This is a genomic window from Clostridia bacterium (assembly GCA_017405765.1).
GTDB lineage: Bacteria > Bacillota > Clostridia > Oscillospirales > RGIG577 > RGIG577.
Map to the genome: position 1 here is coordinate 24463 of JAFQZS010000003.1, position 26063 is coordinate 50525.

Below are 26063 nucleotides of genomic sequence, written 5' to 3' on the forward strand. Positions count from 1 at the left end.
GTGTAAGAATTAGTGTTCGATTTCTGACTTTTTCTGCCGTGTAACGGAGTTTTGCCGCTCCTGCTCATGCTGTACCTCATAGATGTTGTAATGGATCGCCCAGAGTTTTTTCACATCCGCATACAGGGGTGTAAGCTCCTGCTGCAAGTCTCTGTATTCCATTTCCAGACGGGACTTTTCATCACGCCATGCAGTGATAGGCAGCTTGCCGTCTTTGAAGTGCAGTTTCAACTTGCGCTCTGCCATGTAGAACGTCCGCAACTCGTTATCGTGTTCCGCTTTGTACTTCTGCCGTGATTTCTCAAAGCGGATGGATTTCAGTTTGTCCGCAGTAGGCTTGCCGGACTTGTAGTAGTCCACCATACGCAGCAACTCGTCTACTTCTTTGATACGAGCCTGCTTTGCTGATGCAGATTTTTTCAGCGTGTCGATCTTGTTCTGCATGGCGTGAAGCGTATTTTCCAGATCGTCCACGGTGTGAAGGTCCTTGGATTGCAGAAAGCTGAACGCCTCGGCGTAGCGCTGCAAGTTGGCGTTCTTCGCCTTGTTGCTGTACGCGCCTTTGTTGCGATTGGCGCAGTGCAGTGCCAGCAGATCATTCAGTGTGGGCGGCTGTGGTTTCTCAAGCTCGGCTTTTACGTCTTTCAGCCATCTGATCAGCGCGTTGATTTTCTCTTTTGCCTCCCGCAGCAGTGCATGGGTTTTGCGAATGAAGCGGTTGAGATCGCCCTTGTCGGTGCGGATACCCTTCGCTTCCATTGCGCGGACAGACGGTCCCTCATGGACGGTGGGAAGCTGGTCAATACCTTGTCGCTCATAACTTCGGTTGTCGATCCTGTAATCCAAACCTTTCTCCGCAAACTTCGCGTTGCACAGGTCAGCCCATGCCTGCCGCCAATGCTCCAAGGTTTCGGGGCTACCCCAGTCGGTGGTCGGCACAGCGTTGAATACATAGTTGCCCGCCTTGTCCAGAACACGCTCTCCATGCTCGTCCAGCACATATTCCCGCCGCTGCTTATTGCCCCACTTGCCATCCGGCTCAATAGGGCGAATAGGACACATGGCATGAAAGTGCGGATTGGAAATGCCGCCGTCCTCCTTGTCGGGAGAGTGAACGGCAAAGTCCACCACCATGCCCCGGCTCACAAAATTGTCCAATAAAAATTGCCTTGTAAGCTCAATGTTCTCCTGCATGGAAAACTCGTTCTGCAAGGCAATGTCAAAGCTGTATGCAAGCTGGGCTTTCTTTCCGCGCTCGGCTTTCTCCACGGCGTTCCAGAGTGTTTCACGGTCTGCATACTCTGGCGGCGCATGAGACGGCAAAAGAATTTCCGAACAGATTACGCCGCCCTTGCGGGTGTAGTCGCTGTCCTCACCGTAGTATTCGCTATGCAGCTTTTCCCCGGCACGGTAGGCGGCAGACGCCACGGCGGACTGCCCCGCACTGCGCTTGATCTGCGTCACATGAAAATGAAATAGTGCGATACTCAGCACCTCTCTTTCTGCTCGGCCCGGTTGTGTTCGTTGACCGCTACCATGAGCAGACCCTTGACCTCCGGCAGGTCAAAAACCTTTTCGGCAAAGGCATAGAACTCGGTTTCGGTCAGAACTTTTGCCAGCGGTGCGACACTCTCGATCGCCGCGCCACGAGTGATAAGCCGGTGTGCCCGCTTGCGCCGATCTCCCTTTTCGTAGTAAGCGGCGCGGTTTTCAAGGCGATGGATTTTGTGCTGCTCCTGTACAAGCTGCTGCTCAATTTTATCTTTCTCGGCATTCAGCTCGGCAAGGGTCTTCTGTTTTGACATGGTTGACCTCCTTCGATTTGATGGGATAAATGAATAGAAAAAGACCGCCTACATTTTCGGTAGACGGTCTGGTTAGAGATATGGGATTTTCAGACTTTGCGGCGGGAATTGTCTGCGTCAGCAGATTGTTTCCGCTGCAAAGTGGGCAGGGATAGACGCGCAAGCGTCGCAAGGGAGGCATTCCCTTGTGCGGAACGAAGTGACGCAAAACAGCCCGGACAATCAACTGTCCAAGCTGTTCGCCTCGCAGAGCGCACATACAGGGCTTGCCCCTGTATAGAAGTGCGCCCTTGTTACCAAGGGTATTATCCGACTTCCACCACCTTGGCTCGTTTTTTCAAATACTCCTGTGCGTCCGCGCCCTTTGCAATGTGATACAAAAAGTCCTTCCCCTCGTCCTCCGTCATGGTTTTCAGCTCCGGCACGATGCTTTCCATAAAGCCGCCACGGGCGCAAAGGCGGTGCGTTCTGATGTTGCGTTCCTCTACGCTCAACTTTCGTTTTAGCATCTTCTCCCGGTTTTGGTATTGCCGTAGCTGCTTCTGTGCAAGTTCCAATTTGGCGTTACATTCTGCAAGTGTTGTCGGTTGTTTTCTCGGCATGGGGTAGTCCTCCTTTTCAAAAATTTGCAATAGAAAGGGCGACCAACCTTGTTCCAGTTGATCGCCTTTGGCTTGCCAGTTATTAAGTTACCATCCACGAATTGCGCTGACGATAGAGCTTGTGTTCCATCCAACAACCTTGTCTGCTGCTTGCTTAACGACAAGTGATGTCCTCTGTGACCCCCACGGCTCGATGGCAATGATGGTCTTGCCCATTTCTCTCGCCAGTTCGATTTCAATGTTGATCCATTTGCTATATGTGGAATAAACCCCTGCCATGATTAGTACACAGCTTGCGTGTTGCATCTGATTTCTAATAGCGGCTTTAAGCTGTGAAGCATTTGATGCGTTATGAATGGGATCGTTTTTAGGCACTGAGTAATTCTTATACGAAAAGTTAGTTGCGTTGTTTAGCATCCCTACGAGCTTTTCATACGCATCGGAATAAGTCCATGAATGGCTAATAAAAAGATTATATGTCATACTGCCTGTCCTCCTTGTCCGGCTGAAATCATAATGATAGCAAAAATAGCTATGTATAAAAGGCAAAAAGCGATCGGGAAACAGCGCTCAAGTTTTGTTCCCTCAATATATTTTTTGCTTTTCTTTAACTCTTCCCATTCGTCAATGAATGGTTGTGCAGGTAGATGTTTTTCCATTTGGTTTATCACATCGAATTTTGCCTTGTTGAGTTCTCTGAAATTCTTGATAAACAACATCCAAACTACACAAAGGACAACACCAGCCACAAGCAAAGCAATGGTCTTTGTGTCCCACATGAAAGATATAGCTGCAATTATCGCTAAATTCAAAGTTACAAAAAGGTTGTTCATGTTGTCACGGCGTTCACTTATGGAGTTAGCCATTTCAACACAAGTTTGCCATTGAGATAGTAACGCCGACTTTTCTTCTTCTGAAATTTTCGCCATAGTCCCTCCGTTAAAAATATCCCAAATCAAGGACGCTTTCTTCGATTAAATCCTCGTTCTTCATTTGAGAAAAAATGTGATCGATAAACCGCCTAAATATATCTGCGGAATATGGATTATTCGTTAGGTATTCTGTATACCATGCCCGATTAGCTTGACGCCCTGCAAATGTACTAAATTCTTTTCGGACATTTGAGCTGATTCGTTTTGCTTTTCTTACAATCAGTATTTCGTCAATATCTGTTGTTGCTGTACTGATTGGTGTCATATCAAGAAAGTCACAGAGCAGATAATATTTCGCTCCTGTTACAGCTAACTTTATGTCATGTGCGGTGGCAGAAGCTTCTTGATACATGGTTTTATCAAGATTGGTTTTAAGTTCAGCCATCACATAACCTAAGTGCGTTGTTACGGTTACTGTCTTTTCTGCATCAAATGTTGGGGTATAGGATGATCTCAAGTAGAGTTTCCTGCTCATTGAGAAATCTTGATCCTTTGTTTTGATACTGAGACCTCCACCGACTGCCGGGGAACTAAGACTGGAAGCAAAATACGCAGAAGAAAATGTCGCAGTCTGTGAGCCTATATCTACATCACAATCTCCAAACTCTTTGATGATGCACTTACGCACAAAGATAGGAAGAAATTCTTCTATCACAGTATTGTCCAGTTTCAGTTGACCTTTCTGTCGATACAAAAAATCTTCGGAACTATCAAAAATCAAATCGACATCTATGTAAAACTTATACAAATTGAGAAGACCAACCATTTTTTCTATCAGTTCGTCAACTGTTCGTGCATCAGCAGCATCTAATGCCCTAACCCATTCATCGTATTTTTGCAAAGCGACTTCTAATCTTGGCTTGTCGCTGTTGGGAAGCTTAGTGCTTTCCAGTGCTGCAACTATTTTTTCGCCGTGTGTTCCTCTTGGCATAATTTACGCCTCCGATCTATTTATTCTCTCTGATTTTTCTATTGCTTCAACAATGAATCCAACATTCTCGCTATCTGGGTACAGTTGTGCTTTTTCAAAAAGCATCTTTACAGCAATACTGCGAGCGGCAGATATAATTTCCTCGCTACTGGGATATGCTCCAGTTTTGGCGTTTTCAAAATGAAGAATATCCTCGTAAATCAACTGCCCAAATCTATTCTTGAACACTCTCTCTTGTCTAAGTAGAAATGGAAGTTCAAAAATCTGAGTTGCTATTGCAAAAATCAATTTGCTATTGCAAAAAGAATATCCTAATACATTGGATTCTCTACCCACAATATAAATCATACGAGAGCCATCTTTGCAAGCGCGTATAGCCTCCTCAAAAGACAATGCCATGTCGATACAATATTGGATGACTGTGAGTAAGCGATTCCCTCTATTTTTTCTATTAGAACCAAATTCGTTTTTAGCTATTGCCAAGACATCATAGCCTAATGCTTCAACGGAACGACGATACTTTTGATGATAGTTAAAAACATTGATATAAGGGGGGGATGTTATCAGTAAGGTTGCTGTATCATCTTCACAATTCAGAGAACGGGAATCCCCCATTTCAATCTTTATGGCTGCTGGTGAGAAAGGAATTTCAAGCACAATTCTTTTAAGCCCGTCCCACTTTTTTTGAAGCAAAGAAACAGACTGTTCATTATTGAACAAGTCCATTAGTATGATTAGTGTGCTTAGCAGATTTGCTAAATCGGTATTTTTATTTCTCTGAATAGCAGAGGTGATTGTCGGCAGGATTTTACCTGTATCTGATATGGTGGCAAGAATATGCTCAATAGCGAGGATCAATGATTGTCGCTCTGGGATCGTTCTATTGATTAACTCGTATGTTTTTGCCATGTAATATGCCGAAGCATTTAACTCCATTCCGTATGCAGAAAGCCCCTTGCGCCCCGCCTCACATAATGTCGTGCCAGACCCTGCGAAGGGATCAAGGACAATATCTTCATCATGTGCATAGTTACTTAATAATGTTTCTATAAATTGTGGAGAAAACTGCCCATTCCACGCAAACAGATTAGAGCGTGTTTTGTTTTCTATATTAAGGTCGCATTGGGGTATCGAAAACTTATCTATAGGAATTGCTTCAAATGCTGTTACTGTACTAATCATCCGTATCCTCCGTAGGCTCTTTAATAAATTCCAAAATATCGTCTACACCACAATTAAGCGTATTACATATTTTCTCTATTGTATCAAGGGAAAGGTAATTATCTCGTTTCAATCGTGTAATGATATTGGCACTAAAACCAGCTTGCTCCATCAATTCTGCATTGCTCAAATCTTTATCAATCATTAAATGAAACAGTTTCTTGTATGTCACCGCCATAGAATTCCCTCCTTACAGCTTATAAACAGTATATCACGCAAGCGTGAATAAATCAATCTATCTAAGAAAAATCCCAATTTGTATTTGTTCAAAGAAAATTGGTTGCATCATATACGCCCGTTATTTTTCGCCCACTCCCTTGCCGCCTGTCGGCGTTCTTCGCTATACGGCGCAGTCAGGCGAAAACTTAACCTGCCTTTTTCAATCTCAAAGGTCAGCCCGCCTTGCTCGTCATCGTCGGTCTGACGGCAGCATTGCGGGTGCTTTGCCGCAAATGCTGTCAGCCGCTTTTTGAGATCGGTGTTGTGGGTCTGCACCTCAATGATGCGGCTCTGCTCGTCAAAATAAATCACGGTTGTCTTTTGCTTCTTGGTAAGCCCTGTTCTCATAAAACCTCCTGATTTTCATGGATTTTTCCCAGCTCTTGAATTGGAAAAGTGCTGCGATTTTTCAATGGAAACGTCCCAAACGATGCGGGGTACATTTTGTCTTGTCCTATCGGCTGATTTGCCACTTTTTCAGCTCTTGACTGCATTTTCATGGTGTTCTGTTTGTGCGGCTTTTCAGCCACTCCACCAGCTCGTTTTTCATCACCAATTTGCGCCCGCCAATCCGCAAGGTTGGAAAATCCGGGCTGCTCAAAAGGCTGTATGCCCCCGCTTTGGAAATCTGCAACGCTTCGGCAAGCTGTTTTGCGTCCATCACATCGGGCATGGCTTCAAACGGTTCTCTGCTCATAAACTCTCCTTTCCCGTATGAAAAAGCAGCAGCTACCATTTCAGTAACTGCTGCCGCTTCTGCGTCTGTTTACTTGTCCAAATACTTCTGATACTCCGCTGTCACATAGTCTTCATAAGCTCCTGCGATTTTGGCGATCCGCTTATGGACTGCGCTGGCGGTCTTGTAGCCAACCTTGTCTGCAATCTCCTGTTCAGTCAAGCCGTCCATGCGCAACTTCAATATCTCCTGGTCTTTCTCGGTAATGCTCTGCTCGGCAAAGGCAGCGATCTGCATTTCAGAAATGACTTTCTGCTCAAACTCGCCGCGAGGATCAGCGACCTCAAAAATATCGCCGTCCTCATTCTCCATCATTTCATCCAGAGAAATCGGCTTGCCGGAGCGGTTGTGATTCCACTTCCGCATGAAATCCGTCTTGACGGTGCTGCTGGTGGTTTCATAGTCCTCCATGGTGCGGTTTTCCCAGATCGCGTCGATCATCGGCTGCCAGTTCTGTTCCGCAATCACCATGTCGGTGACATTACCGACCAGATTGCTGAACTGCTGATAGGTCAGCCACGGCACTTCCACGCCCTGCGGGATGTTATATAGGTTTTGAAAGCCCAGTCCGTTCTGCTCAAATCTCATGCGGATGTATGGGATGATACTGTACGATAGCCGCCACAGGGGGAAGTATCCTGCGTACTGATTCCAGTTGCCGGGAATGTCGCGGTAGTTGCCTTTGCGGTCTTTGACTTGAAAGAACTGCCATGCGCACCATGCGTAGCAGTCCCACACAAGCAGCTTGAACATATCGTCACATACGATGTGGTCATATTTGTCCGTCCGCAAGACCTCATACGGGCAGCGGGGCAGCTCATAGGCTGGCTTCCACTTCTCCGCGAGCTCTCGCGGTAAGCTGTAAAACAGCGTCAGCCATGATTTGTCGCTGTCCTGCGGTATCTCGATGATCTCACCGGGCAGCACCACAAGAAAACCTTTTGGGCCTGTCTGCTTGTCCATCAGCGTCACCTCCAATCGCGTTTGTATTCAGCCCTCTACTATATATGGTATGAGAAAGGCTGAATTGTTCCAATGCTTTCAAACTTTTTTGAGATTTTTTGAAAAAATCTCGGAATGAATGGGATAGGATTGATTTAAGGCAATTATACCTGAAAGCTGTGAATAAATCCATTGCTTCTTGTGACGGCAAAAAAAATAACGGGTATCTGGCTCTCACCAGATACCCGTTATTTCGTTGCCAACCCTGCATGACAGATACCCCAGTCGTAATTTTTAGAATTACTGTCTTATGAGCACCCGTGCAACGCGGCAGGCATTATCTTTATCTCAGTGCTGCTTTAAAAATCCTCGGGCACTATCTGCGCGCCGTATTTTCTGAAGCGTTCGTATCTTAAACGGACAAGTTCGTCCGCAGTCTGGGCTTTTCGCGCCTCGAACGCAAACGTAAGATCGTGCGCCATATTGCGGCAGCAGGCGTCGAACGATCCTTTTTCGGGAATTACCTTTTCGGCGACCTGAAGCTTTAACATGTCCTGCGCCGTGAGCCTCAGACTCTGCGCCGCAGCCTTGACCTTCTTTGGATCCTTCCAGAGTATGCTTGCACAGCCCTCCGGTGAGATCACGGAGTATATCGAGTTCTCCATCATCCAGACCTCGTCGGCACACGCGAGCGCAAGCGCGCCGCCGGAGCCGCCTTCGCCTATGAATATAGAGATTATCGGCGTTTTGAGTGTTATCATCTCGGCCAGATTTTGCGCTATTGCGCGCCCTTGACCGCGCTCCTCTGCGCCGAGCCCGCAGAACGCGCCAGCAGTATCGACGAAGCACACGACGGGACGCGAAAACTTCTCCGCCTGGCGCATGAGTCTTAGCGCCTTGTTATATCCTTCGGGATTGGGCGCTCCGAAGTTTCTGTAGACCTTCGATTTCGTATCCTTGCCCTTCTCCATGGAAATAACGGTGACGGGCATATCGGAAAGATAAGCCACGCCGCCTACAACAGCCGTATCGTCGGCAAAATGGCGGTCGCCGTGCAGTTCGATAAAATCGGTAAATATGCGGTTTATATATTCTGCCGCCGTCGCGCGTCCCTTCGCGCGGGCGAGCATCACCTTGTCAAACGGAGTATTGCCGCTCATACGTTGTCACCTCCGTCCACGTTTTCAGCTTCGGTATTTTTTTCGTGCATCGCAAGCAGAGTGGATATCGTTCGCTTTTGAGCCGAACGCGGCGTTATAAGGTCGATAAAGCCGTGCTCAAGCAGGAATTCGGCAGTCTGGAAGCCCTGCGGCAGCTTTTTTCTTATAGTCTGCTCTATGACGCGCGCGCCGGCAAAGCCAACGGTCGCGCCCGGCTCAGCCATGATTATGTCGCCCAGCATCGCAAAGCTTGCCGTGACTCCGCCTGTAGTGGGGTCGGTAAGTACGGTGAGATAAAAGTTGCCCGCGTCTGAATGGAGCTTAACAGCGCCGCTCGTTTTCGCCATCTGCATAAGCGAAAGTATGCCCTCCTGCATACGCGCGCCGCCGGATACGGTAAATCCCACCACGGGGAGTCCCTCGCTTGTCGCATATTCAAAAAGGCGCGTCACTCTTTCTCCCACGACTGTGCCCATACTGCCCATCATAAAGAGAGATTCCATGACGAACATTGCGCATTTATGGCCCAAGATCGACGCGGTACCGCATATGACGGCCTCGTCCTCGCTTGAGCTGAGCCTAGCCTCCCTTAGCTTCTTTTCATAGCCGGGGAAGTTTATTATATCCTTAGTTTCCAGATCGGAAAACATTTCACTAAAGCTGCCCTCGTCGCATATAAAGTCAATGCGCTGTCTTACGTTCATGCGGAAGTGATGACCGCATGTGCATACATAATACATTTCAGGCAGGTCGCTTTCCGCGATTTTTGCGCCGCATTCAGGACATTCGCGCTTTACTTCAAAGGTGTCGGCGGCGGTAGCTTCGACGGGAGTGCGTCCTCCTTTTTCCAGCTCGTTTGCCGGTCTTTTAAATAAACCCCTTAAATCCATGTAATCACCATCCTCTTGTTGTCATAAAGTTGGTGTAATAGTCACCGGCTTTAAAATCGCTGTCATTTAAGATGGCCAGCTGTTCGTCTATATTGTTAGGTATGTTTTCAAGTACAAGCTCGCAAAGCGCAGAGTGCATTTTTCTTATGGCCTCCTCGCGCGTTTTTGCGAAAACTATTAGCTTTCCGACCATCGAATCGTAGAACACGGGTACATTGTATCCCGAATAAAGCGCGGTATCGAAACGCACCCACGGGCCGCCCGGAACGTGCATAAAGCCTAAGGTACCGGCGCTCTTTGCATTGATGCGGCATTCTATCGCCGCGCCGCCGATAATGATATCCTTCTGGCGAAATGCAAGCTCAACGCCTGCCGCTATGCGTATCTGCCACTTTACGATGTCGACGCCCGTTGTATATTCGCTTACGGGATGCTCTACCTGAAGACGGGTGTTCATTTCCATGAAATAGAAATTTCTATCCCTGTCCAAAAGGAATTCTATTGTGCCGGCGTTGGTATACTTGGCGGCTTTTGCCGCTTTTACGGCCGCATCCATCATGCTTTTTCTCAGCTCCGGCGTAACTGCGGGGGAGGGCGACTCCTCGACAAGCTTTTGATTGTTGAGCTGTATGGAGCATTCACGCTCGCCCAGCGCGATAACGTGCCCTTTTTCATCGGCAAGAAGCTGCACTTCTATGTGCTTTGTCGGAGAGAGGAACTTCTCCATATATACTCCGCCGTCGCCGAAGGCCGCCAAAGCCTCGCCCGAGGCCGTGCGGTAGGCGTTTAAAAGCTCATCCTCGCCTTCAACGAGCCTTATACCTTTTCCGCCTCCGCCGGAACGCGCCTTTATAAGCAGGGGATAGCCTATACGCGCGGCTTCCGACTTAAGCATCTTTTCATCGGTTATTATATCGCTTCCGGGTACTGTAGGCACGCCGGCCTCCTTCATGAGGCGGCGCGCGGCGTCCTTATCGCCCATGCGCGCTATCGTCTCAGCGTCGGGACCGATAAAGACTATGCCGTTTTCACGGCACAGCTTGGCAAAATCGGCATTCTCCGAAAGAAAGCCGTACCCCGGATGTATTGCCTGTGCTCCCGTAACGAGAGCGGCGCTTATTATATTCTTCTGATTTAAGTAGCTTTCCGCAGGTGTGGCGCGTCCTACGCAGATGCATTCGTCCGCAAGTGAAACGTGGAGAGCTTCGGCGTCGGCCATGGAATATATAGCCACGGTGCTTATGCCCATCTCTTTGCAGGCGCGTATTATGCGCACTGCTATCTCTCCGCGGTTAGCTACGAGTATTTTGGAAAACATGTGTTCACTTCCTTGGGGCGACACGAATATAAGCATGGTTTTATTCGCCCTATAGTAAAAATGCCGCCGAAGGAGAATATCCGAAGCGGCATTATGAAGCGCGTCTTTTAACGACAGCCGTCTCAAAAGCCGTGAAAACTATTTATTTGCTACGAGAGCAAACGAAAACTCGGCCGAAACGCAGAGCTTGCCCTCAACGTAGCCCTTTGCGGACGCAAAGTAGAACGGCGGCTTTGAGCGCGTTATAACGGCGTGAGTCTCAAGCGTGTCGCCGGGGAGCACGCTCTTTTTGAAGCGCACTTTATCAAGCCCTGTAAAATACGGCGTAGTCGCCTCTGCGCTTAAATTCGACAAAAGCACGCACGACGCCTGAGCCATCATTTCGCATAATATAACGCCCGGGACTATCGGATTGCCGGGAAAGTGGCCGCATAAGAAATGTTCGTCGCCGCGTACAGTGTATTTGCCTATCGCTTCGCCGTCTTTTACCTCGGCTTCGTCAACGAGAAGCATCTTGTCGCGGTGAGGGATGATCTTCATTATTTCTTCTTTGTTCATCAGTCTCTCCTTATGCGAAACAGCGGCTGTCCGAATTCTACAACGTGTTCATTGCCCACGTAGATGTTCTCAACAGTGCCGTCGACCTCGCTTACTATCTCATTCATAAGCTTCATGGCTTCGATTATGCACAATATATCTCCCGTTTTTACCTTTGCGCCGACGGTGACATACGGTTTATCCTTGGGATTGGGAGCGGCATAGAACATGCCGACCATCGGAGCCGTTACGGTCATTACGTCGTCATCGTCGGACGGCGCGGCAGGCGCCTCGGCTGCGGGAGACGAAGCCAAAGCCTCCGAAGAGACCGAAGTCTTCGGCGCTTCGGCAGGCACGAATGCGGCCCTCTTGGCAGATTCGCGTCCCAATTCTATTATTACACCGTCCTCGTCTATTTTAAGCGACGTTAGATCGTTTTCCTTCATTATTTTTGCAAGTGCTCGTATATCGTCTATCTTCATTTTCAGTCCTCCGCGCGAACGAAAGCAAGGCAGGCATTATGTCCGCCGAAGCCAAGCGAATTTGAAAGGGCAAGGTCAAACGGAGCCTCGCGCTTCAGATTCGGAGCATAGTCGAGGTCGCATTCGGGATCGGGCTCCTTTAAGCCCACGGTGGGCGGAGCAACGCCCTCTTTGAGCGAAAGTACGGCTACTATCGCCTCAAGCGCGCCCGTTGCGCCGAGCATATGGCCCGTCATAGATTTCGTTGAGCTTATTACGGCCTTTCTTGCGCGATCTTCGCCCAGCGCCTTCTTTATGGCAGCCGTTTCCGTCTTGTCGTTCATCGGGGTGGAGGTGCCGTGCGCGTTTATGTAGATGCACTGCGCGCGCTCGCCCTTTGCCTGCTCAAACGTCTGCGCTATGGCCAATGCCGCGCTCTCTCCGTCCGGCGCGGGAGCAGTGATATGATATGCGTCGTTTGTGGAGCTGTATCCTACAAGCTCGGCGTAGATCTTTGCGCCGCGCGCCTTTGCACGCTCGTACTCCTCTAAAATGAGCATACCGGCGCCTTCGCCCATTAAAAAGCCGTTCCTTCTCTTATCGAAAGGTATCGAGGCCGTATCGGGATCGTCAGACGTGGTGAGCGCCATGCAGTTCGTAAAGCCCGCGATGCCGATAGGCGTTATAGTGGCCTCGCTGCCGCCTGCGATTATCGCGTCGGCGTATCCGTGAAGTATTGCGCGGTACGCTTCGCCGACGGCGTTAGTGCTCGTAGCGCACGCCGTTACAACGGGAAGGCTGGGGCCTTTAGCGTTGAAGCGTATGGCTATCGTTCCCGTTGCTATATTTGCTATCATCATGGGGATAAAGAGCGGGGATACCTTTTTCGGGCCCTTCGTTATGAGCTTCTCTATCTCGTTCGATATAGTTATAAGGCCGCCCACTCCGCTGCCCGAATATACGCCGAAGCGTTCGGGCGCGATAGTGCCCTCGATGCCGCTGTCGGCAACTGCCTGAACTGCGGCTGCAAGCGCAAACTGTGTGAACAAGTCGCTTCTTCTGACCTCGCTTTTGTCCATATACAAAGTAGGGTCGAAGTCTTTAACTTCGGCGGCCAGCGTAGCTTTGAAGCCTTCAAGGTCAAAGCGCGTTATTTTTGCGATGCCGTGACGTCCCGAAATGAGGCTGTTCCACGTTTGGGGAACGTCGAGCCCTACGGGAGTTACCGCGCCCAGACCCGTTACTACAACTCTTCTCATTATACTTTTCCTCCATAATTACATGGCAAGCCCGCCGTCGATGCGTATTACCTCGCCTGTGATATAGCGTCCGCCGTCGCCGCAAAGGAATGCGGCAAGACGCGCAACGTCCTCCGGCTGTCCCACATGTCCCAGCGGGATCTGAGCATTTATCTCATCTTGGCTTATCGGCAGGTCGCTCGTCATGTCGGTCGCGATAAAACCGGGAGCAATGGCGTTGCAGCATATGCCGCGTCCCGCAAGCTCCTTGGCTACCGATTTGGTGAGACCGATAACGCCCGCCTTGGACGCGCTGTAATTCGCCTGACCGGGATTGCCCATTGTGCCCGCTACGGAGGCAATATTCACTATTCGGCCTTCTTTTTTCTTTATAAAGCCGGAATAGCAATGCTTTATAAAGTTGAAAGCACCCTTTAAATTTGTATCGAGCACTGCGTCGTAATCCTCTTCCTTCATGGAGAAGATAAGCTTGTCGCGCGTGATGCCCGCGTTGTTTACAAGGATGTAGGGCACGCCCATCTCCTTCGTTATGGCGGCGACCGTGTCCTTTACAGCCGAGAAGTCGGCCACATTGCACTTATAGCTTTTAGCCTCGCGTCCGAGAGCGCGTATCATTTCCACAGTCTCGTTTGCCGCAGCCTCGTTGCCTGCGTAAACTATCGCTACATTGGCGCCGTTCTTGGCAAGTTCCACTGCGATGGCGCGGCCTATACCGCGCGAGCCGCCCGTTACTATTGCAGTTCTGTCTGTAAGCATTATTTTACTTCCTTTATGGTATCGTTAAGCGTAGCGCCGTCGTTTACGTTGAAGGTGCGCACGTTTGACGATATTTTTGAAATAAGACCTGTAAGGGTCGCGCCGCAGCCCACCTCGATAAAGGTGTCTGCGCCGTCTTTTATCATATTTTCCACGCTTTCCTGCCAACGCACGGGGTTTTCTATCTGTAATGACAGAAGTGTTTTCGCGTCGCCGTAAGGGAGCGCGTTGTAATTTGCGTAGAGCGGGATCGCCGGAGCCTCAAAGCTCATTTTTTCAAGCTCGGCCGCATATTTTACGGCAGCCTCAGCCATAAACGGGGAGTGGAAGCCGCCGCCAACGGCTATGGGCATGAATCTGCCGCCGGCTGCCTTTACGGCCGCCTTAAAGTCGGCAAGCTCCGATCTGTCGCCGGCAACGACAAGCTGACCGGGACAGTTATAGTTTACGGGATATACTGCCTTAAAGCCCTCGCACAGCTTTTCAACTGCCAAAAAGTCAAGCTTTAGAACAGCACCCATTGCAGCGTCCGTCTTGTCGGCGCTGTCCTGCATATATTCGCCGCGCTTTATTACAAGCTTAAAGCCGTCCTCGTAGGAGTATACGCCCGAAAAGGCCGCCGCAGCCACCTCGCCCAGGGAGAAGCCGGCCGCCATATCCGCATTTATACCGGCTTCCTTTAAAGCGGCAGCCGCCGCAAGATCAACGGCGTAAAGGCAGGGCTGAGTATTCACCGTCTTTAAAAGCTCTTCCTTAGTGCCCGAAAAGCACTGCTCCTTGGTGCCGGGGCGAATGCGCTCGGCCATATCGAAAACTTCGCGCGCAGCGGCGCTTTTTTCATAAAGCTCAAGTCCCATGCCGGGCTTTTGCGCGCCCTGTCCCGAAAATACAAAAGCTATTTTACCCATTTTGAAGCTCCGTTCAATACGTTTTCGGCCTCGTCGAATATTTCCTTTATTATTTCGGCGGCGGGCTGTTCACGGTCGCACATACCGGCAATTTGACCGGCTAAGAAGCAGCCGCGTTTTTCGTCGCCCTCAACCGCTGCAAGCCTTAACGCTCCCGCGCCCATTTTTTCAAGCTCATCGTCAGATACGGCGCTGTCGTATTCCGCTCTCAAGTACGCGCGCGAAAACGGCGTCTTTAAGCTTCTTACGGGATGCCCCAGACGCTTGCCTGTAGTCATGGTGTCGATGTCCTTGGCCTTAAGTATTTTATTTTTATAAGTCTGATGTACGCCGCATTCGTTAGCAAGAAGGAAGCGGGTGCCAAGCTGTACGCCCGACGCGCCCAGCATGAAGGCAGCCGCAACGCCGCGTCCGTCGGCTATGCCGCCGGCCGCTATAACAGGAAGCTCGGTAACGTCGCACACCTGGGGCACGAGAGCCATCGTTGTTATCTCGCCCACATGACCGCCCGATTCGCCGCCTTCGGCTATTATAGCCGATGCGCCTGCGCGCGTCATAAGCTTTGCCAATGCGGTGGAGGCGACGACAGGTATCACCTTGATGCCTGCCGCCTGCCACGTTTTCATATACTTTGCGGGATTTCCCGCGCCTGTGGTCACAACTGCGACCTTTTCCTCGGCTACGACCTTCGCCACCTCGTCAACAAACGGGCTCATAAGCATGATATTTACGCCGAACGGTTTGTCGGTAAGGGAACGCGCGATATTTATCTGTTCGCGCAGATATTCGGCGTTCGCGTTCATGGCGGAGATAATGCCGAGTCCTCCTCCGTTGGATACGGCTGCGGCAAGCTTGCCGTCGGCTATCCATGCCATACCACCCTGAAAAATGGGGTATTTTATACCGAGAAGGCTGCATATGGGGGTATTTATCATTTTTATCCCGCCTTTATGCCATTTTCGACTCTACGAACTTTACGAAATCACCTACGGTATTGACCTTTTCTTCAAGCTCAAGCTCAACGCCCAAGTCGTCTTCAAGTTCCATTACCATCTCAACAACGGAGAGAGAGTCGATGCCAAGGTCTGCAAATGCGGTCTCGAGAGTTATGCTCTCAACGTCAACGTCAGTATAATCTGCAAGTAAAGCTTTGATTTTTTCAAGTACCATGATATGTTCCTCCAAAAATTTAATAATATATTGTTTATTTATATTGCCGCCCTGGGGACGGTGTTATGCTTTTACCAGCGAATGACGCATGCGGCGCTCGAAAGGCCTGCGCCGAAGGTCGAGAATACGAGATAATCGCCCTCGTTTATCTGACCGGAGCGGTTCAGCTCGTCAAGCGAGATAGGTATCGTGGCCGACGAGGTATTGCCGTAGCGGTCAATGTTTACATATAAGAGGCCGTCTCTTGCCTTGAGACGCTTTTTCGCCGCCTCGATGATCCTTAAATTGGCCTGATGGGGGAGAATGTGGCGTATATCATCCATAGTAAGGCCCGTATCCTTAAGCACGCCGTGAATGTCCTTTACCATTCTTGTAACGGCGAATCTGAAGGTCTCCTGACCCTGCATATGTACCCACGGCGTTTCCGCATGGCTGGTGTAGAACGGAGATTTGCCGTCGTAGTTGGGTATCTGGATGGCGGTGCTGCCCTTTACATAAAGACGCGATGTAAGATAATTGTCGCCCTCGCCCAAGACTACTGCGCCTGCGCCGTCGCCGAAGATAACGGCGGTGCTTCTGTCGTCCCAGTCAAGAACTCTCGACATACGTTCGGCGCTTATGCAGAGCATTTTTTTAACTCGGCCCCGCGCAAAGTATCCGTCGGCGCAGTCCAGCATAAAAAGGAATGCGGGGCAGCCCGAAACTATGTCCATAGCGGGGCAGGTCGCACCGATGCGCGCCTGTACGAGGCAGGCGTTAGCCGGAGTGGTATAGTCGCCGCTTGAGGTCGTGAAAAGTATCATGTCAAGCTCGGACGGATCGACGCCAGCGTTCTCAAGAGCGTTCTTTGCCGCTTCCACAGCCATATCGACCGTGGTCTCCTCGGTGCAGACGTGGCGTTCGTGTATTCCTGTGCGCTCGACGATCCATTCGTCGGAGGTATCCATGATCTTTGTTAAATCGTCGTTTGTAACGATTTTGGGCGGAATAAATCTTCCGGTCCCGAGTATTTTAAAACTCATGCTCAAAACTCTCCTATACTTTGTTTAAAAAATTCATTAAGTTTTTTTGCGGCGGAGAGAAGTATGACTTTTTCCTCGTCGCTTAGATCCTTAGTGAGCTCGCGCACCATATGGCGATGATAGTAACGGTGGTATGCGTAGATCTTTTTTCCTTCGCGCGTCAAAAGCACCTTTACGGCGCGGCCGTCCGAAGGAGAAGCTATCTTTTCGACGTAACCCTTTTTCGCAAGTTTGTTCACGGCAACGGTAGCCGAGGAGCGCGCGATATTGAGCCCGTCTGCGATCCCGCTTAAAGTGCAGCCTTCCTTATTCTTGCCCACGCATTCGATAAGGTGCATTTCGTTTATCGAGAGGTGTATACGGCCGGAGCGTTTAAGCGCCTCCGACTCTACGCGCATCACGTTATTGTATGTTTCGGTTATCGCCTGATTGAGCGCATCCGAAAAACTGTCCATCTCTATCCTCCCACATGATGATTAGTTAGATAAACTAATTAAAATAATAATACTCTGTTTATATTGCCTTGTCAATACATTATGTGCTAAATAAGGCAGTTATGAACGGAATATATATGTTTTTTCGCGTATCTTTCGCGAAAAAACACGCCTTTCGCGTAAGATGTGCGCGCATACGCCTCTCACGCAAGGCGGGGGAAGGCTTTGGGCGGCACGCGCTTGACAATCGCGTCGGCGATTCATTATAATCAATATATACCCGTGCGGAGGTGATCACGATGAAGGAAAAAGCCGACCTGTGCGACTGCAATATAGTCCACGAGGACGCCGTAAGGCTTGCAAGAGGATCGATGCTCGGCGACGGAGAGCTTGAGGGCATAGCATATCTTTTCAAGCTTCTGTCCGATCCGACTAGAATGCGTATAATGTGGGCGCTTGATTCTGCTGAGCTTTGCACCTGCGATATTGCCGCAACGCTCGGTATGACGAAATCTGCCGTTTCCCATCAGCTCAACACGCTGAAGCAGGCGAAGATGGTAAAATCGCGCCGCGAGGGCAAGAACGTATTTTATTCGCACGACGACGCGCACGTAAGGGACATAGTCGAGATGGCGCGCGAGCACATAAGGCACGGATAGGTCATAACTTATAAAAGCAAAGCAAAAAATATGCTTTGCTTTTTTTCTTTGATCTGCCCCAAAAACCCTTGACAATCGCTTATTCGAGGAGTATAATACGATTAAACAGTTGAACAATCGTTCAATCATTCAATCGTAAAAACGTATTGTAAAGGAGACCGCCATGAAAAGAGCGTACAGACTTGTGGGACTTGACTGCGCGAACTGCGCGGCAAAAATGGAGCACGCGATATCGAAGCTTAGTAAGGTAAGCGACGTGAACATAAGCTTTATGACGGCGAAAATGACGCTCGTGACCGAGGACGGAGCAATGGACGAGGTTTTGGCCGAAGCGGAAAGGATAATAAAAAGAGTAGATCCGGACGTAGTAATAAAGCGCATATAGGCCGAGAGCCGAGAGGTGCACAATGAAAAAACGTATTGTCAGAATAGCCGCAGCCGTCGTTGTATTTGCTGCGGCCTTTTTTATAACTAAAGATGCGGGATATGTAAGGCTTTTTATTTTCATCGCGTCGTATATTACGGCAGGATACGACGTGCTTTACAAGGCCGCAAGGAATATTTCGCACGGGCAGGTGTTCGATGAGAACTTTCTTATGGCGATAGCGACGATAGGCGCGTTTTTCGTGGGCGAATACCCGGAAGGCGCGGCCGTTATGATATTTTATCAGATCGGAGAGATATTCCAGGATCACGCCGTAGAGCGTTCGAGGCGCTCGATATCCTCCCTTATGGAGCTTCGCCCCGAATACGTTAATGTAAAGACTGAAGACGGCGTAAAAAAGCTCGATCCGTATGACGCCGCCGTTGGCGATATCATGGTGATAATGCCTTGGGAGCGTGTGCCGCTCGACGGCGTCGTGACCGAGGGCACGGGATTTTTGGACGCGTCCGCGCTTACGGGCGAGTCCGTGCCGCGCGAGGTGTTCCCCGGTTCGGAGCTTTTAAGCGGATGCGTGAATACGGGCAGTGTGCTTACGGCAAGGATAACGAAGGAATACGCCGATTCGACGGTGTCAAGGATACTTGAGCTCGTTGAGGATTCGCTTGAGAAAAAGGCGCGCCACGAGAAATTCATCACGCGCTTTTCGCGCGTATATACTCCGGCAGTCGTCGCGGGCGCCGCAGTGCTCGCCGTCGTGCCGCCGCTTTTCATTGCGGGTCATCCGTTTTCCGACTGGATATACAGGGCGCTCTTGTTTCTTGTCGTATCGTGCCCGTGCGCGCTCGTTATCTCCGTGCCGCTCGGATTTTTCTGCGGCATAGGCGGCGCGTCTCGCATAGGCGTGCTCGTAAAAGGCGGAAATCATCTCGAAACGCTCGCGCGCGCCGATACGTTCGTTTTCGACAAGACGGGGACGCTTACAAAGGGCGCGTTCGAAGTCAAAAAAATATACGAGGCTTCGCTTTCGAAAAGCGAGATCTTAAGACTTGCGGCCTTCGGCGAATATTACTCGAATCATCCCGCCGCCGTTTCGATAAAGGCGGCTTACCGCGGCGAGGTGGATGAAAGCCTCGTTTCCGATATGCGCGAGCTTTCGGGCATGGGCGTTTTTGCGCGCGTAGCGGGGACCTGCGTGCTTTTGGGCAACTTCGCCCTTATGGAGAAATACGGCATAAACGCCCGACGCGCAGAGGAAAGCGGCACGATAATATACGTCGCCGCAGACGGCGAATATGCGGGATATATCCTGCTTTCGGACGAGATTAAGCCCGGTGCGGCCGATATGATAGCCGCGCTCAAACGCGCGGGGGCAAAGCTTACCGTAATGCTTACGGGCGACGTCCGCGCTTCTGCAGAAAGGACGGCTGCGGCGCTCGGCATAGACGAGACTTACAGCGAGCTTTTGCCCGAGGACAAGGTCAGCCGTGTGGAACAGCTTAAAGCCGCCGGCCGAAAAGGCGTAGTCTATACGGGCGACGGCATAAACGACGCGCCGGTGCTTGCGTGCGCCGACGTGGGCATAGCTATGGGGGCCTTCGGTTCCGACGCGGCGATAGAGGCGGCCGATATAGTCGTAATGGACGACGACCCAGCACGCATCGCGGACGCAGTAAGGACGGCGCGGCGCACGATGAATATAGTCAGAGGCAACGTCGCGTTTGCGCTTATCGTAAAGGGTGCGGTGCTTCTTTTGGGCGCGCTCGGCGCTGTCGATATGTGGGCGGCGGTCTTTGCGGACGTGGGCGTGGCTGTTATCGCCATCCTAAATTCCATGCGCGCGCTGCGCGTGAAGCGATAAAAACGCCATAACCGAAAAGATAGTATTGACATATGCGCGCGTCCGCGTTATAATCTACACAAAAGAGTGATCTTCAGGGCAGGGTGAAAGTCCCGACCGGTGGTACAGCCCACGAGCCGCAAGGCATGATTCGGTGAAACTCCGAAGCCGACAGTAAAGTCTGGATGGAAGAAGATGAAAGCTTTATGCATTTGCGTCTTTTTGAAATTATGCTCCGGAGTTTTTCCGGAGCTTTTTATTTAAGGCGCGCGTATCTTTTGCCCCCAAAACGCCCGAACGTCATCTTCGGGCGTTTTATTTTTTCGGCATTTATTTTAAGGAAGTGATTTCGCTTATGGATGAAGAATATATGCGACGTGCGCTAGAGCTTGCGAAACGCGGACTGGGACGGACGAACCCGAACCCGATAGTCGGCGCCGTGATAGTGAAGGACGGTCGGATAATAGGCGAGGGCTGGCATGAAAAATACGGAGAGCTTCACGCCGAACGCAACGCCATTGCGAACTGCCGCGAGGATATGCGCGGCGCGACGATATACGTGACGCTTGAGCCGTGCTGTCACTACGGCAAAACGCCGCCGTGTACCGAGGCCATTATCGAGCAGGGCTTCTCGCGCGTAGTCGTGGGCTCGATGGACCCTAACCCGCTCGTTGCGGGCAAGGGCGTAAAAATTTTGAGAGAGCATAAAATAGAGGTCGAGACGGGCGTTCTTAAAGAGCAATGCGACGCCGCGAACAGAGTATTTTTTCACTATATATCGACAAAAACACCTTACGTCGTTTTAAAATACGCCATGACGGCCGACGGAAAGATTGCTACGGTCACGGGAGAGTCGCAGTGGATATCAGGCGAGGACTCGCGCAGGCGCGCTCACGCCATGCGCGGACGGTACGCCGCAATAATGGCGGGCGTGGGCACGGTCATTGCCGACGACCCGATGTTAAACTGCCGCATAGAGGGCGGGCGAGACCCCGTGCGCGTCATATGCGATACGCGCCTTCGCACGCCGCTCGACTCGAAAATAGTCAAAACTGCGCGGGATATACCCACGATCATAGCGACTGCCTGCGCTGACGAAGAGCGTTATAAGCCGTATATCGACGCGGGCTGCGAGATAATAGCGGCGGGCGAAAAAAACGGCTATACCGACTTAAAGGCGCTTATGATGCGGCTCGGAGAAAAAAAGATAGACAGCGTAATGATAGAGGGCGGGGCCGAGCTTGCGGGCTCTGCCGTAAAAGAGGGCATAATAAATGAAGTCGCCGCGTTCATCGCGCCCAAAATGGTGGGCGGCAGGGATGCAAAGACGCCTGTGGGCGGCGCAGGGATCGAGCGCCTGTCCGACGCACTCGTGCTCGGCAGGCCTGAAGCGGAGCTTATCGGCGGCGATATTCTGATAAGATGGGAGGTAGGCGGCTGATGTTTACCGGCATTGTCGAAGAAACGGGCAGAGTCGCCGCGATAAAGCGCGGAGCGCGTTCTTCGATACTTACGATAGCGGGAGACAAAATATTCAGCGACGTTTCGCTGGGCGATTCCATCGCGGTAAACGGAGTGTGCCTCACCGTCACTTCGTTTGGGGACAAGATGTTCACGGCCGACGTTATGAGCGAAACTTTGAGCCGCAGCTCTCTCGGTTCGCTTAAAGTGGGAAGTCCAGTAAACTTAGAACGCGCGATGAGCGCCGAGGGAAGATTTGGCGGACATATCGTATCGGGACATATAGACGGCACGGGCGTTATAAAGGAGACGAAAGCCGACGACAACGCCGTTTGGTATACGATAAAGGCCGACCGCGCGATCATGCGCTATATCGTAGAAAAGGGCTCTATAGCGATAGACGGCATAAGCCTTACCGTGGCGAGAGTGAGCTTTGACGATTTTGCCGTATCCGTAATACCGCATACGGCAAAAATGACAACGCTTTCCTTAAAGCACGCGGGCGACGTAGTAAATCTTGAATGCGATATCATAGGAAAATACGTTGAGCGCCTTATCTTATTCCCCGATGGGGATAAAAAGGAGCAAAGCGGTAAAATAACGAAAGAATTTTTAATGAAATACGGTTTTTGATAAAAGGAGGAAATGATCATGTTCAGATTCAGCACGATAGAAGAAGCCTGCGAGGATCTAAGGCAGGGCAAGATAATTTTAGTGACCGACGACGAGGACAGAGAGAACGAGGGCGACCTCATCTGCGCGGCACAGTTTGCCACGACGGCCAACGTAAATTTCATGGCCACTCACGCAAAGGGCCTTATCTGTATGCCGATGGGCGAGTCGCTTGTAAAAAAGCTTCAGATACCGCAGATGGTCACGCACAACACAGACAATCACGAAACGGCGTTCACCGTATCAATAGACCATATAGATACGACTACCGGCATCTCGGCTGCGGAGCGTTCGATAACGGCGATGAAGTGCGTTGAGGACGACGCGCGCCCCGAGCATTTCAGACGCCCCGGACATATGTTCCCGCTTCTTGCAAAGAGAAACGGCGTTTTGGAAAGAAACGGCCATACGGAGGCGACCGTTGACCTCATGCGTATAGCGGGCCTTAAAGAATGCGGGCTCTGCTGTGAGATAATGCGCGACGACGGCACGATGATGCGCACGAGCGAGCTTATCGAGATGGCTAAGAAGTTCGACCTTAAAATGATAACGATAAAAGAGCTTCAGCGTTACCGCAAGGTAAACGACAAGCTCGTTGAATGCGTGGCAAAGACGCGCATGCCTACGAAATACGGAAACTTCGTGGCTTACGGCTACGTGAACAAGCTTAACGGCGAGCATCACGTCGCTTTGGTAAAGGGCGATATAGGCGACGGAAAGGACATTCTCTGCCGCGTGCATTCGGAGTGCCTGACGGGCGACGCTTTCGGCTCGATGCGCTGCGACTGCGGCCAGCAGTTCGCCTCCGCAATGATGCAGGTGGAAAAAGAGGGACGCGGCGTGCTTCTCTATATGCGTCAGGAGGGACGCGGCATCGGCCTTATAAACAAACTGCGGGCATACGAGCTTCAGGACAGAGGCATGGACACCGTAGAGGCTAATATCGCTCTCGGCTTTAAAAGCGACCTTAGAGAGTACTACATCGGCTCGCAGATACTTCGCGACCTGGGTGTTAAGACGATGCGCCTTTTAACGAATAATCCCAAGAAAATAGAGGGACTCGCAGATTTTGGCATAGAGATAATCGAGCGTGTGCCGATCCAGATGGAGCTTACGAAGTACGACGAGTTCTATCTTAAGACGAAGCAGGAAAAAATGGGCCATATGCTCGACTATTAAGAATATAAACAATTTATATAAAGGGGAGGACTTATCATGAGAGTTTTTGAAGGAAAAATAGTATCCGGCGATATAAAAATAGGCATAGTTGCGGCAAGGTTCAACGAATTTATCGTATCTAAGCTTTTGGGCGGCGCGCTTGACGCGCTCAAGCGTCACGACATATCGGAGGACGATATAAGCGTTGCGTGGGTACCGGGCGCGTTCGAGATACCGCTCGCGGCGCAGAAGATGGCCAAAAGCGGCAAATACGACGCAGTAATCGCGCTGGGCGCCGTTATCCGCGGCTCGACGACGCATTACGACTACGTTTGCAGCGAGGTATCGAAGGGCATAGCCAACGTATCGCTTCAGACGGGCGTTCCCGTTATGTTCGGCGTGCTTACGACCGAGAATATAGAGCAGGCGATAGAGCGCGCGGGCACGAAGGCCGGAAACAAGGGCTTCGACTGTGCTGTAGGCGCTATTGAGATGGTAAATCTTTTAAGAGAAATGGATAAATAAGACGATATGAATATTATTTTCGATTACGACGGAACGCTGCACGAGACGCTTCATATATATAAGCCGGCCTTTTTAAAAGCTTACGACTGGCTTGTGGCGAACGGCTATGCGAAGATGCGCGAATTTACCGATGAGGAGATACGCGGCTGGATAGGCTACAACGCCCGCGTGATGTGGGAGATGTTCATGCCCGAGCTTCCCGAAGACGTGCGCGCACACTGCAGCGAGATAGTCGGTCAGACGATGCGCGAGGAGATAGAGGCGGGACGCGCAAAGCTTTACAGACACGCGCTTGAAATACTCGACACGTTAAGAGAGCACGGACATACGCTTATATTTTTAAGCAACTGCAAGCAGTATTACATGGACGCGCACACGAAGGCCTTCGGGCTTGACAGATACTTTTACGACATGTACTGCACCGAATCGTTTGGCTTTAAGCCGAAGACGGAGATATTCCCCGAGATCGCGAAGAAGTACACGGGCAATTTCATCGTCGTGGGCGACAGGGCGAACGATATAGAGATCGCGAAGAAGTACGGCCTTTATTCGATAGGCTGCGCCTACGGATACGGAAGCGCCGATGAGATCCGGGATGCGGATGCCGTGATAAACTTCCCGCTCGAGATGCTTGCGTATATCCCTGCGGGAGAGCTTTGATAATTGAACGGAAAAACGGCGCGGCGTGTACCGCGCCGTTTTCGGTAAGGATAATATGCGGGAAATAGGTAATAAGAGAACGATAAGGAGAAAAGTATGCAGAATTTTGATTATATGACGCCCACGAGGCTTATTTTCGGAAGGGATTCTATAGAAAAGCTGCCCGAGGTCATCGGCGCTTTGGGTAAAAAAGTGCTGTTGACTTACGGCGGAGGCAGCATAAAAAAGATGGGTCTTTACGACAAGGTGAAAGAGCTTTTGTCGGATTTTGAGATCTACGAGCTTTCCGGCATACAGCCGAATCCGAAGTACGACCCGAGCGTTCTTGACGGCGTGAAGATATGTAAGGAGCAGAATATTGACGCGATCCTCGCAGTAGGCGGCGGAAGCGTGCTTGACTGTTCGAAAGCGATCTCCGTCGGGGCAAAATACGACGGCGACGTGTGGGATCTTATCTCGTATAAGGTGAAGGCGCAGGCGGCTCTGCCCGTCGTAGATATCATCACGCTTGCCGCGACCGGCAGCGAATACGACTGCGGAGGCGTTATATCAAGAACGGAGACGAACGACAAGATAGGGTATATGGATCCGCTTTTATTCCCGGTCTGCTCGATCCTTGACCCGACGTACACGTTCACCGTACCGAAGACGCAGACGGCGGCGGGCTGCGCCGACGCGATGAACCATATAATGGAGCAGTATTTCTGCGCCGAGTCGACGCTTCTAAACGACGGCTTCATGGAGGCGGGCTTAAAGAGCCTTATGGTGAACGGTAAAAAGTGCATTGAAGATCCCGAGGATTATACGGCGAGAGCGGAGATGATGATAGCCTGCACCTACGGATGCAACGGCATATATTCTCTCGGATGCAGCTTTGCCGGATGGCCGTGCCACGCAATGGAGCACGCGCTTTCCGCATATTACGACGTCACGCACGGAGTAGGGCTTGCTATACTTACGCCGAGATGGATGAAGCACGTTCTTTGCGATAAGACGCTCGACCGATTCGTAAAATACGGCGTGAACGTATTCGGAATAGACGAAAGCCTCGACAAGTACGATATAGCGAACAGGGCGATCGAAGAAACTTACCGCTTCTTTGAATCGCTTGGCATACCGATGCATTTAAAAGAGATCGGCATCGACGAAAGCCGTATAGGCGAGATGGCGCATCACGTAGCGGTAAACGAGGGCCTTCATAACGCGTGGGTACCGCTTGATGAGAAGGATATCGCCAAGATCTTTACCGAATCGCTGTAATACGCGGCGGGCTGTATGGCTTGGGTACAGCGAAGGCAGATGCTTGTAGTTCCCTGACGGTTCTTGGTATGGTATAATAGACCGCAAGAAAAAAGCAGTCCCAAAGCAGGTCTTGGGGCTGCTTTTGCGTCTAACAGAATAGG

At 50.7% G+C, this 26063-nt stretch carries 31 protein-coding genes, 1 pseudogene and 1 riboswitch; of the genes and pseudogenes, 9 read left to right on the forward strand and 23 right to left on the reverse strand.

From position 1 onward, the window contains the following. Positions 1 to 9: 9 nt before the first annotated feature. From IJG50_00520 to IJG50_00630, 23 genes and pseudogenes are all read right to left on the reverse strand, one after another. The gene (locus IJG50_00520) at positions 10 to 1485 is read right to left on the reverse strand and encodes a MobA/MobL family protein (GenBank protein MBQ3378331.1); all 1476 of its coding nucleotides are present in this window, start codon (positions 1483 to 1485) and stop codon (positions 10 to 12) included. 2 nt (positions 1486 to 1487) lie between these two features. Next, a complete protein-coding gene (locus IJG50_00525) occupies positions 1488 to 1805 on the reverse strand; it encodes a DUF3847 domain-containing protein (protein MBQ3378332.1) in 318 nt (105 codons plus the stop codon). 305 nt (positions 1806 to 2110) lie between these two features. Continuing rightward, a complete protein-coding gene (locus tag IJG50_00530) occupies positions 2111 to 2407 on the reverse strand; it encodes a DUF3847 domain-containing protein (protein MBQ3378333.1) in 297 nt (98 codons plus the stop codon). A gap of 87 nt (positions 2408 to 2494) precedes the next feature. Next, on the reverse strand, positions 2495 to 2890 hold the full coding sequence (locus tag IJG50_00535; GenBank protein MBQ3378334.1) for a TIR domain-containing protein: 396 nt from the start codon (positions 2888 to 2890) through the stop codon (positions 2495 to 2497). Continuing rightward, a complete protein-coding gene (locus IJG50_00540) occupies positions 2887 to 3336 on the reverse strand; it encodes a hypothetical protein (GenBank protein MBQ3378335.1) in 450 nt (149 codons plus the stop codon). The genes IJG50_00535 and IJG50_00540 overlap by 4 nt, the downstream gene beginning before the upstream one ends. Positions 3337 to 3346: 10 nt before the next feature. After that, the gene (locus IJG50_00545; GenBank protein ID MBQ3378336.1) at positions 3347 to 4270 is read right to left on the reverse strand and encodes a Bpu10I family restriction endonuclease; all 924 of its coding nucleotides are present in this window, start codon (positions 4268 to 4270) and stop codon (positions 3347 to 3349) included. Further along, positions 4240 to 5452 (reverse strand): annotated as a pseudogene (locus IJG50_00550) (hypothetical protein). Before IJG50_00550 ends, IJG50_00545 begins: the two are co-directional and overlap by 31 nt. Then, positions 5445 to 5669 (reverse strand): helix-turn-helix transcriptional regulator, encoded by a 225-nt coding sequence (locus IJG50_00555; GenBank protein MBQ3378337.1) that lies wholly within the window; start codon positions 5667 to 5669, stop codon positions 5445 to 5447. The pseudogene IJG50_00550 and the gene IJG50_00555 overlap by 8 nt, the downstream one beginning before the upstream one ends. Positions 5670 to 5776: 107 nt before the next feature. Next, positions 5777 to 6058, reverse strand: a complete 282-nt coding sequence (locus IJG50_00560; GenBank protein ID MBQ3378338.1) for a hypothetical protein — start codon at positions 6056 to 6058, stop codon at positions 5777 to 5779. Between the two features lie 148 nt (positions 6059 to 6206). Then, on the reverse strand, positions 6207 to 6383 hold the full coding sequence (locus IJG50_00565) for a helix-turn-helix domain-containing protein (protein MBQ3378339.1): 177 nt from the start codon (positions 6381 to 6383) through the stop codon (positions 6207 to 6209). A gap of 93 nt (positions 6384 to 6476) precedes the next feature. Beyond that, positions 6477 to 7409, reverse strand: a complete 933-nt coding sequence (locus IJG50_00570) for a sigma-70 family RNA polymerase sigma factor (GenBank protein MBQ3378340.1) — start codon at positions 7407 to 7409, stop codon at positions 6477 to 6479. A 338-nt stretch (positions 7410 to 7747) separates the two neighbouring features. Further along, positions 7748 to 8548 (reverse strand): acetyl-CoA carboxylase carboxyltransferase subunit alpha, encoded by an 801-nt coding sequence (locus tag IJG50_00575; GenBank protein ID MBQ3378341.1) that lies wholly within the window; start codon positions 8546 to 8548, stop codon positions 7748 to 7750. Further along, on the reverse strand, positions 8545 to 9438 hold the full coding sequence (locus IJG50_00580) for an acetyl-CoA carboxylase carboxyltransferase subunit beta (protein MBQ3378342.1): 894 nt from the start codon (positions 9436 to 9438) through the stop codon (positions 8545 to 8547). The genes IJG50_00575 and IJG50_00580 overlap by 4 nt, the downstream gene beginning before the upstream one ends. A 4-nt stretch (positions 9439 to 9442) precedes the next feature. After that, positions 9443 to 10756 carry an acetyl-CoA carboxylase biotin carboxylase subunit gene (locus IJG50_00585; protein MBQ3378343.1) on the reverse strand — a complete coding sequence of 438 codons (1314 nt, stop codon included), beginning with the start codon at positions 10754 to 10756 and terminating at the stop codon, positions 9443 to 9445. Between the two features lie 138 nt (positions 10757 to 10894). Beyond that, positions 10895 to 11314, reverse strand: coding sequence for a 3-hydroxyacyl-ACP dehydratase FabZ (gene fabZ, locus IJG50_00590; GenBank protein MBQ3378344.1), 420 nt, complete (start codon positions 11312 to 11314; stop codon positions 10895 to 10897). Then, the gene (accB, locus tag IJG50_00595; protein ID MBQ3378345.1) at positions 11314 to 11775 is read right to left on the reverse strand and encodes an acetyl-CoA carboxylase biotin carboxyl carrier protein; all 462 of its coding nucleotides are present in this window, start codon (positions 11773 to 11775) and stop codon (positions 11314 to 11316) included. The genes fabZ and accB overlap by 1 nt, the downstream gene beginning before the upstream one ends. Positions 11776 to 11777: 2 nt before the next feature. Then, entirely contained in the window at positions 11778 to 13013 is a 1236-nt protein-coding gene (fabF, locus tag IJG50_00600) for a beta-ketoacyl-ACP synthase II (GenBank protein ID MBQ3378346.1), read from the reverse strand. An 18-nt stretch (positions 13014 to 13031) separates the two neighbouring features. Further along, positions 13032 to 13769 carry a 3-oxoacyl-[acyl-carrier-protein] reductase gene (gene fabG / locus IJG50_00605; GenBank protein ID MBQ3378347.1) on the reverse strand — a complete coding sequence of 246 codons (738 nt, stop codon included), beginning with the start codon at positions 13767 to 13769 and terminating at the stop codon, positions 13032 to 13034. Continuing rightward, positions 13769 to 14677: an ACP S-malonyltransferase gene (gene fabD, locus IJG50_00610; GenBank protein MBQ3378348.1), complete on the reverse strand. Its 909-nt coding sequence runs from the start codon at positions 14675 to 14677 to the stop codon at positions 13769 to 13771. Before fabD ends, fabG begins: the two co-directional genes overlap by 1 nt. Then, positions 14665 to 15612, reverse strand: coding sequence for an enoyl-[acyl-carrier-protein] reductase FabK (gene fabK, locus IJG50_00615; GenBank protein ID MBQ3378349.1), 948 nt, complete (start codon positions 15610 to 15612; stop codon positions 14665 to 14667). Before fabK ends, fabD begins: the two co-directional genes overlap by 13 nt. 13 nt (positions 15613 to 15625) lie before the next feature. Beyond that, positions 15626 to 15850, reverse strand: coding sequence for an acyl carrier protein (locus IJG50_00620; protein MBQ3378350.1), 225 nt, complete (start codon positions 15848 to 15850; stop codon positions 15626 to 15628). Positions 15851 to 15918: 68 nt separating this feature from the next. Beyond that, complete coding sequence (locus IJG50_00625) at positions 15919 to 16869, reverse strand: ketoacyl-ACP synthase III (GenBank protein ID MBQ3378351.1); 951 nt, start codon at positions 16867 to 16869, stop codon at positions 15919 to 15921. 2 nt (positions 16870 to 16871) lie between these two features. Next, positions 16872 to 17324 carry a MarR family transcriptional regulator gene (locus IJG50_00630; GenBank protein MBQ3378352.1) on the reverse strand — a complete coding sequence of 151 codons (453 nt, stop codon included), beginning with the start codon at positions 17322 to 17324 and terminating at the stop codon, positions 16872 to 16874. A 278-nt stretch (positions 17325 to 17602) separates the two neighbouring features. Here IJG50_00630 and IJG50_00635 point away from each other — a divergent pair, with 278 nt between their 5' ends. The 9 genes from IJG50_00635 (at position 17603) to IJG50_00675 (ending at position 25920) form a co-directional block, all read left to right on the forward strand. Continuing rightward, entirely contained in the window at positions 17603 to 17962 is a 360-nt protein-coding gene (locus IJG50_00635) for a winged helix-turn-helix transcriptional regulator (GenBank protein MBQ3378353.1), read from the forward strand. A 163-nt stretch (positions 17963 to 18125) separates the two neighbouring features. Continuing rightward, positions 18126 to 18347, forward strand: coding sequence for a cation transporter (locus IJG50_00640; protein ID MBQ3378354.1), 222 nt, complete (start codon positions 18126 to 18128; stop codon positions 18345 to 18347). Positions 18348 to 18369: 22 nt separating this feature from the next. Beyond that, complete coding sequence (cadA, locus tag IJG50_00645; GenBank protein ID MBQ3378355.1) at positions 18370 to 20205, forward strand: cadmium-translocating P-type ATPase; 1836 nt, start codon at positions 18370 to 18372, stop codon at positions 20203 to 20205. Positions 20206 to 20270: 65 nt separating this feature from the next. Next, a riboswitch (FMN riboswitch) is annotated at positions 20271 to 20385 on the forward strand. A 169-nt stretch (positions 20386 to 20554) separates the two neighbouring features. Further along, on the forward strand, positions 20555 to 21625 hold the full coding sequence (ribD, locus tag IJG50_00650) for a bifunctional diaminohydroxyphosphoribosylaminopyrimidine deaminase/5-amino-6-(5-phosphoribosylamino)uracil reductase RibD (protein MBQ3378356.1): 1071 nt from the start codon (positions 20555 to 20557) through the stop codon (positions 21623 to 21625). Next, positions 21625 to 22278, forward strand: a complete 654-nt coding sequence (locus tag IJG50_00655) for a riboflavin synthase (GenBank protein MBQ3378357.1) — start codon at positions 21625 to 21627, stop codon at positions 22276 to 22278. Before ribD ends, IJG50_00655 begins: the two co-directional genes overlap by 1 nt. Before the next feature lie 18 nt (positions 22279 to 22296). Continuing rightward, positions 22297 to 23496: a bifunctional 3,4-dihydroxy-2-butanone-4-phosphate synthase/GTP cyclohydrolase II gene (locus IJG50_00660; GenBank protein ID MBQ3378358.1), complete on the forward strand. Its 1200-nt coding sequence runs from the start codon at positions 22297 to 22299 to the stop codon at positions 23494 to 23496. A gap of 36 nt (positions 23497 to 23532) precedes the next feature. Then, positions 23533 to 24000, forward strand: coding sequence for a 6,7-dimethyl-8-ribityllumazine synthase (locus tag IJG50_00665; GenBank protein ID MBQ3378359.1), 468 nt, complete (start codon positions 23533 to 23535; stop codon positions 23998 to 24000). A gap of 6 nt (positions 24001 to 24006) precedes the next feature. Beyond that, positions 24007 to 24660 (forward strand): HAD family hydrolase, encoded by a 654-nt coding sequence (locus tag IJG50_00670; GenBank protein ID MBQ3378360.1) that lies wholly within the window; start codon positions 24007 to 24009, stop codon positions 24658 to 24660. 96 nt (positions 24661 to 24756) lie between these two features. Then, entirely contained in the window at positions 24757 to 25920 is a 1164-nt protein-coding gene (locus tag IJG50_00675; GenBank protein ID MBQ3378361.1) for an iron-containing alcohol dehydrogenase, read from the forward strand. Positions 25921 to 26063 lie beyond the last annotated feature (143 nt).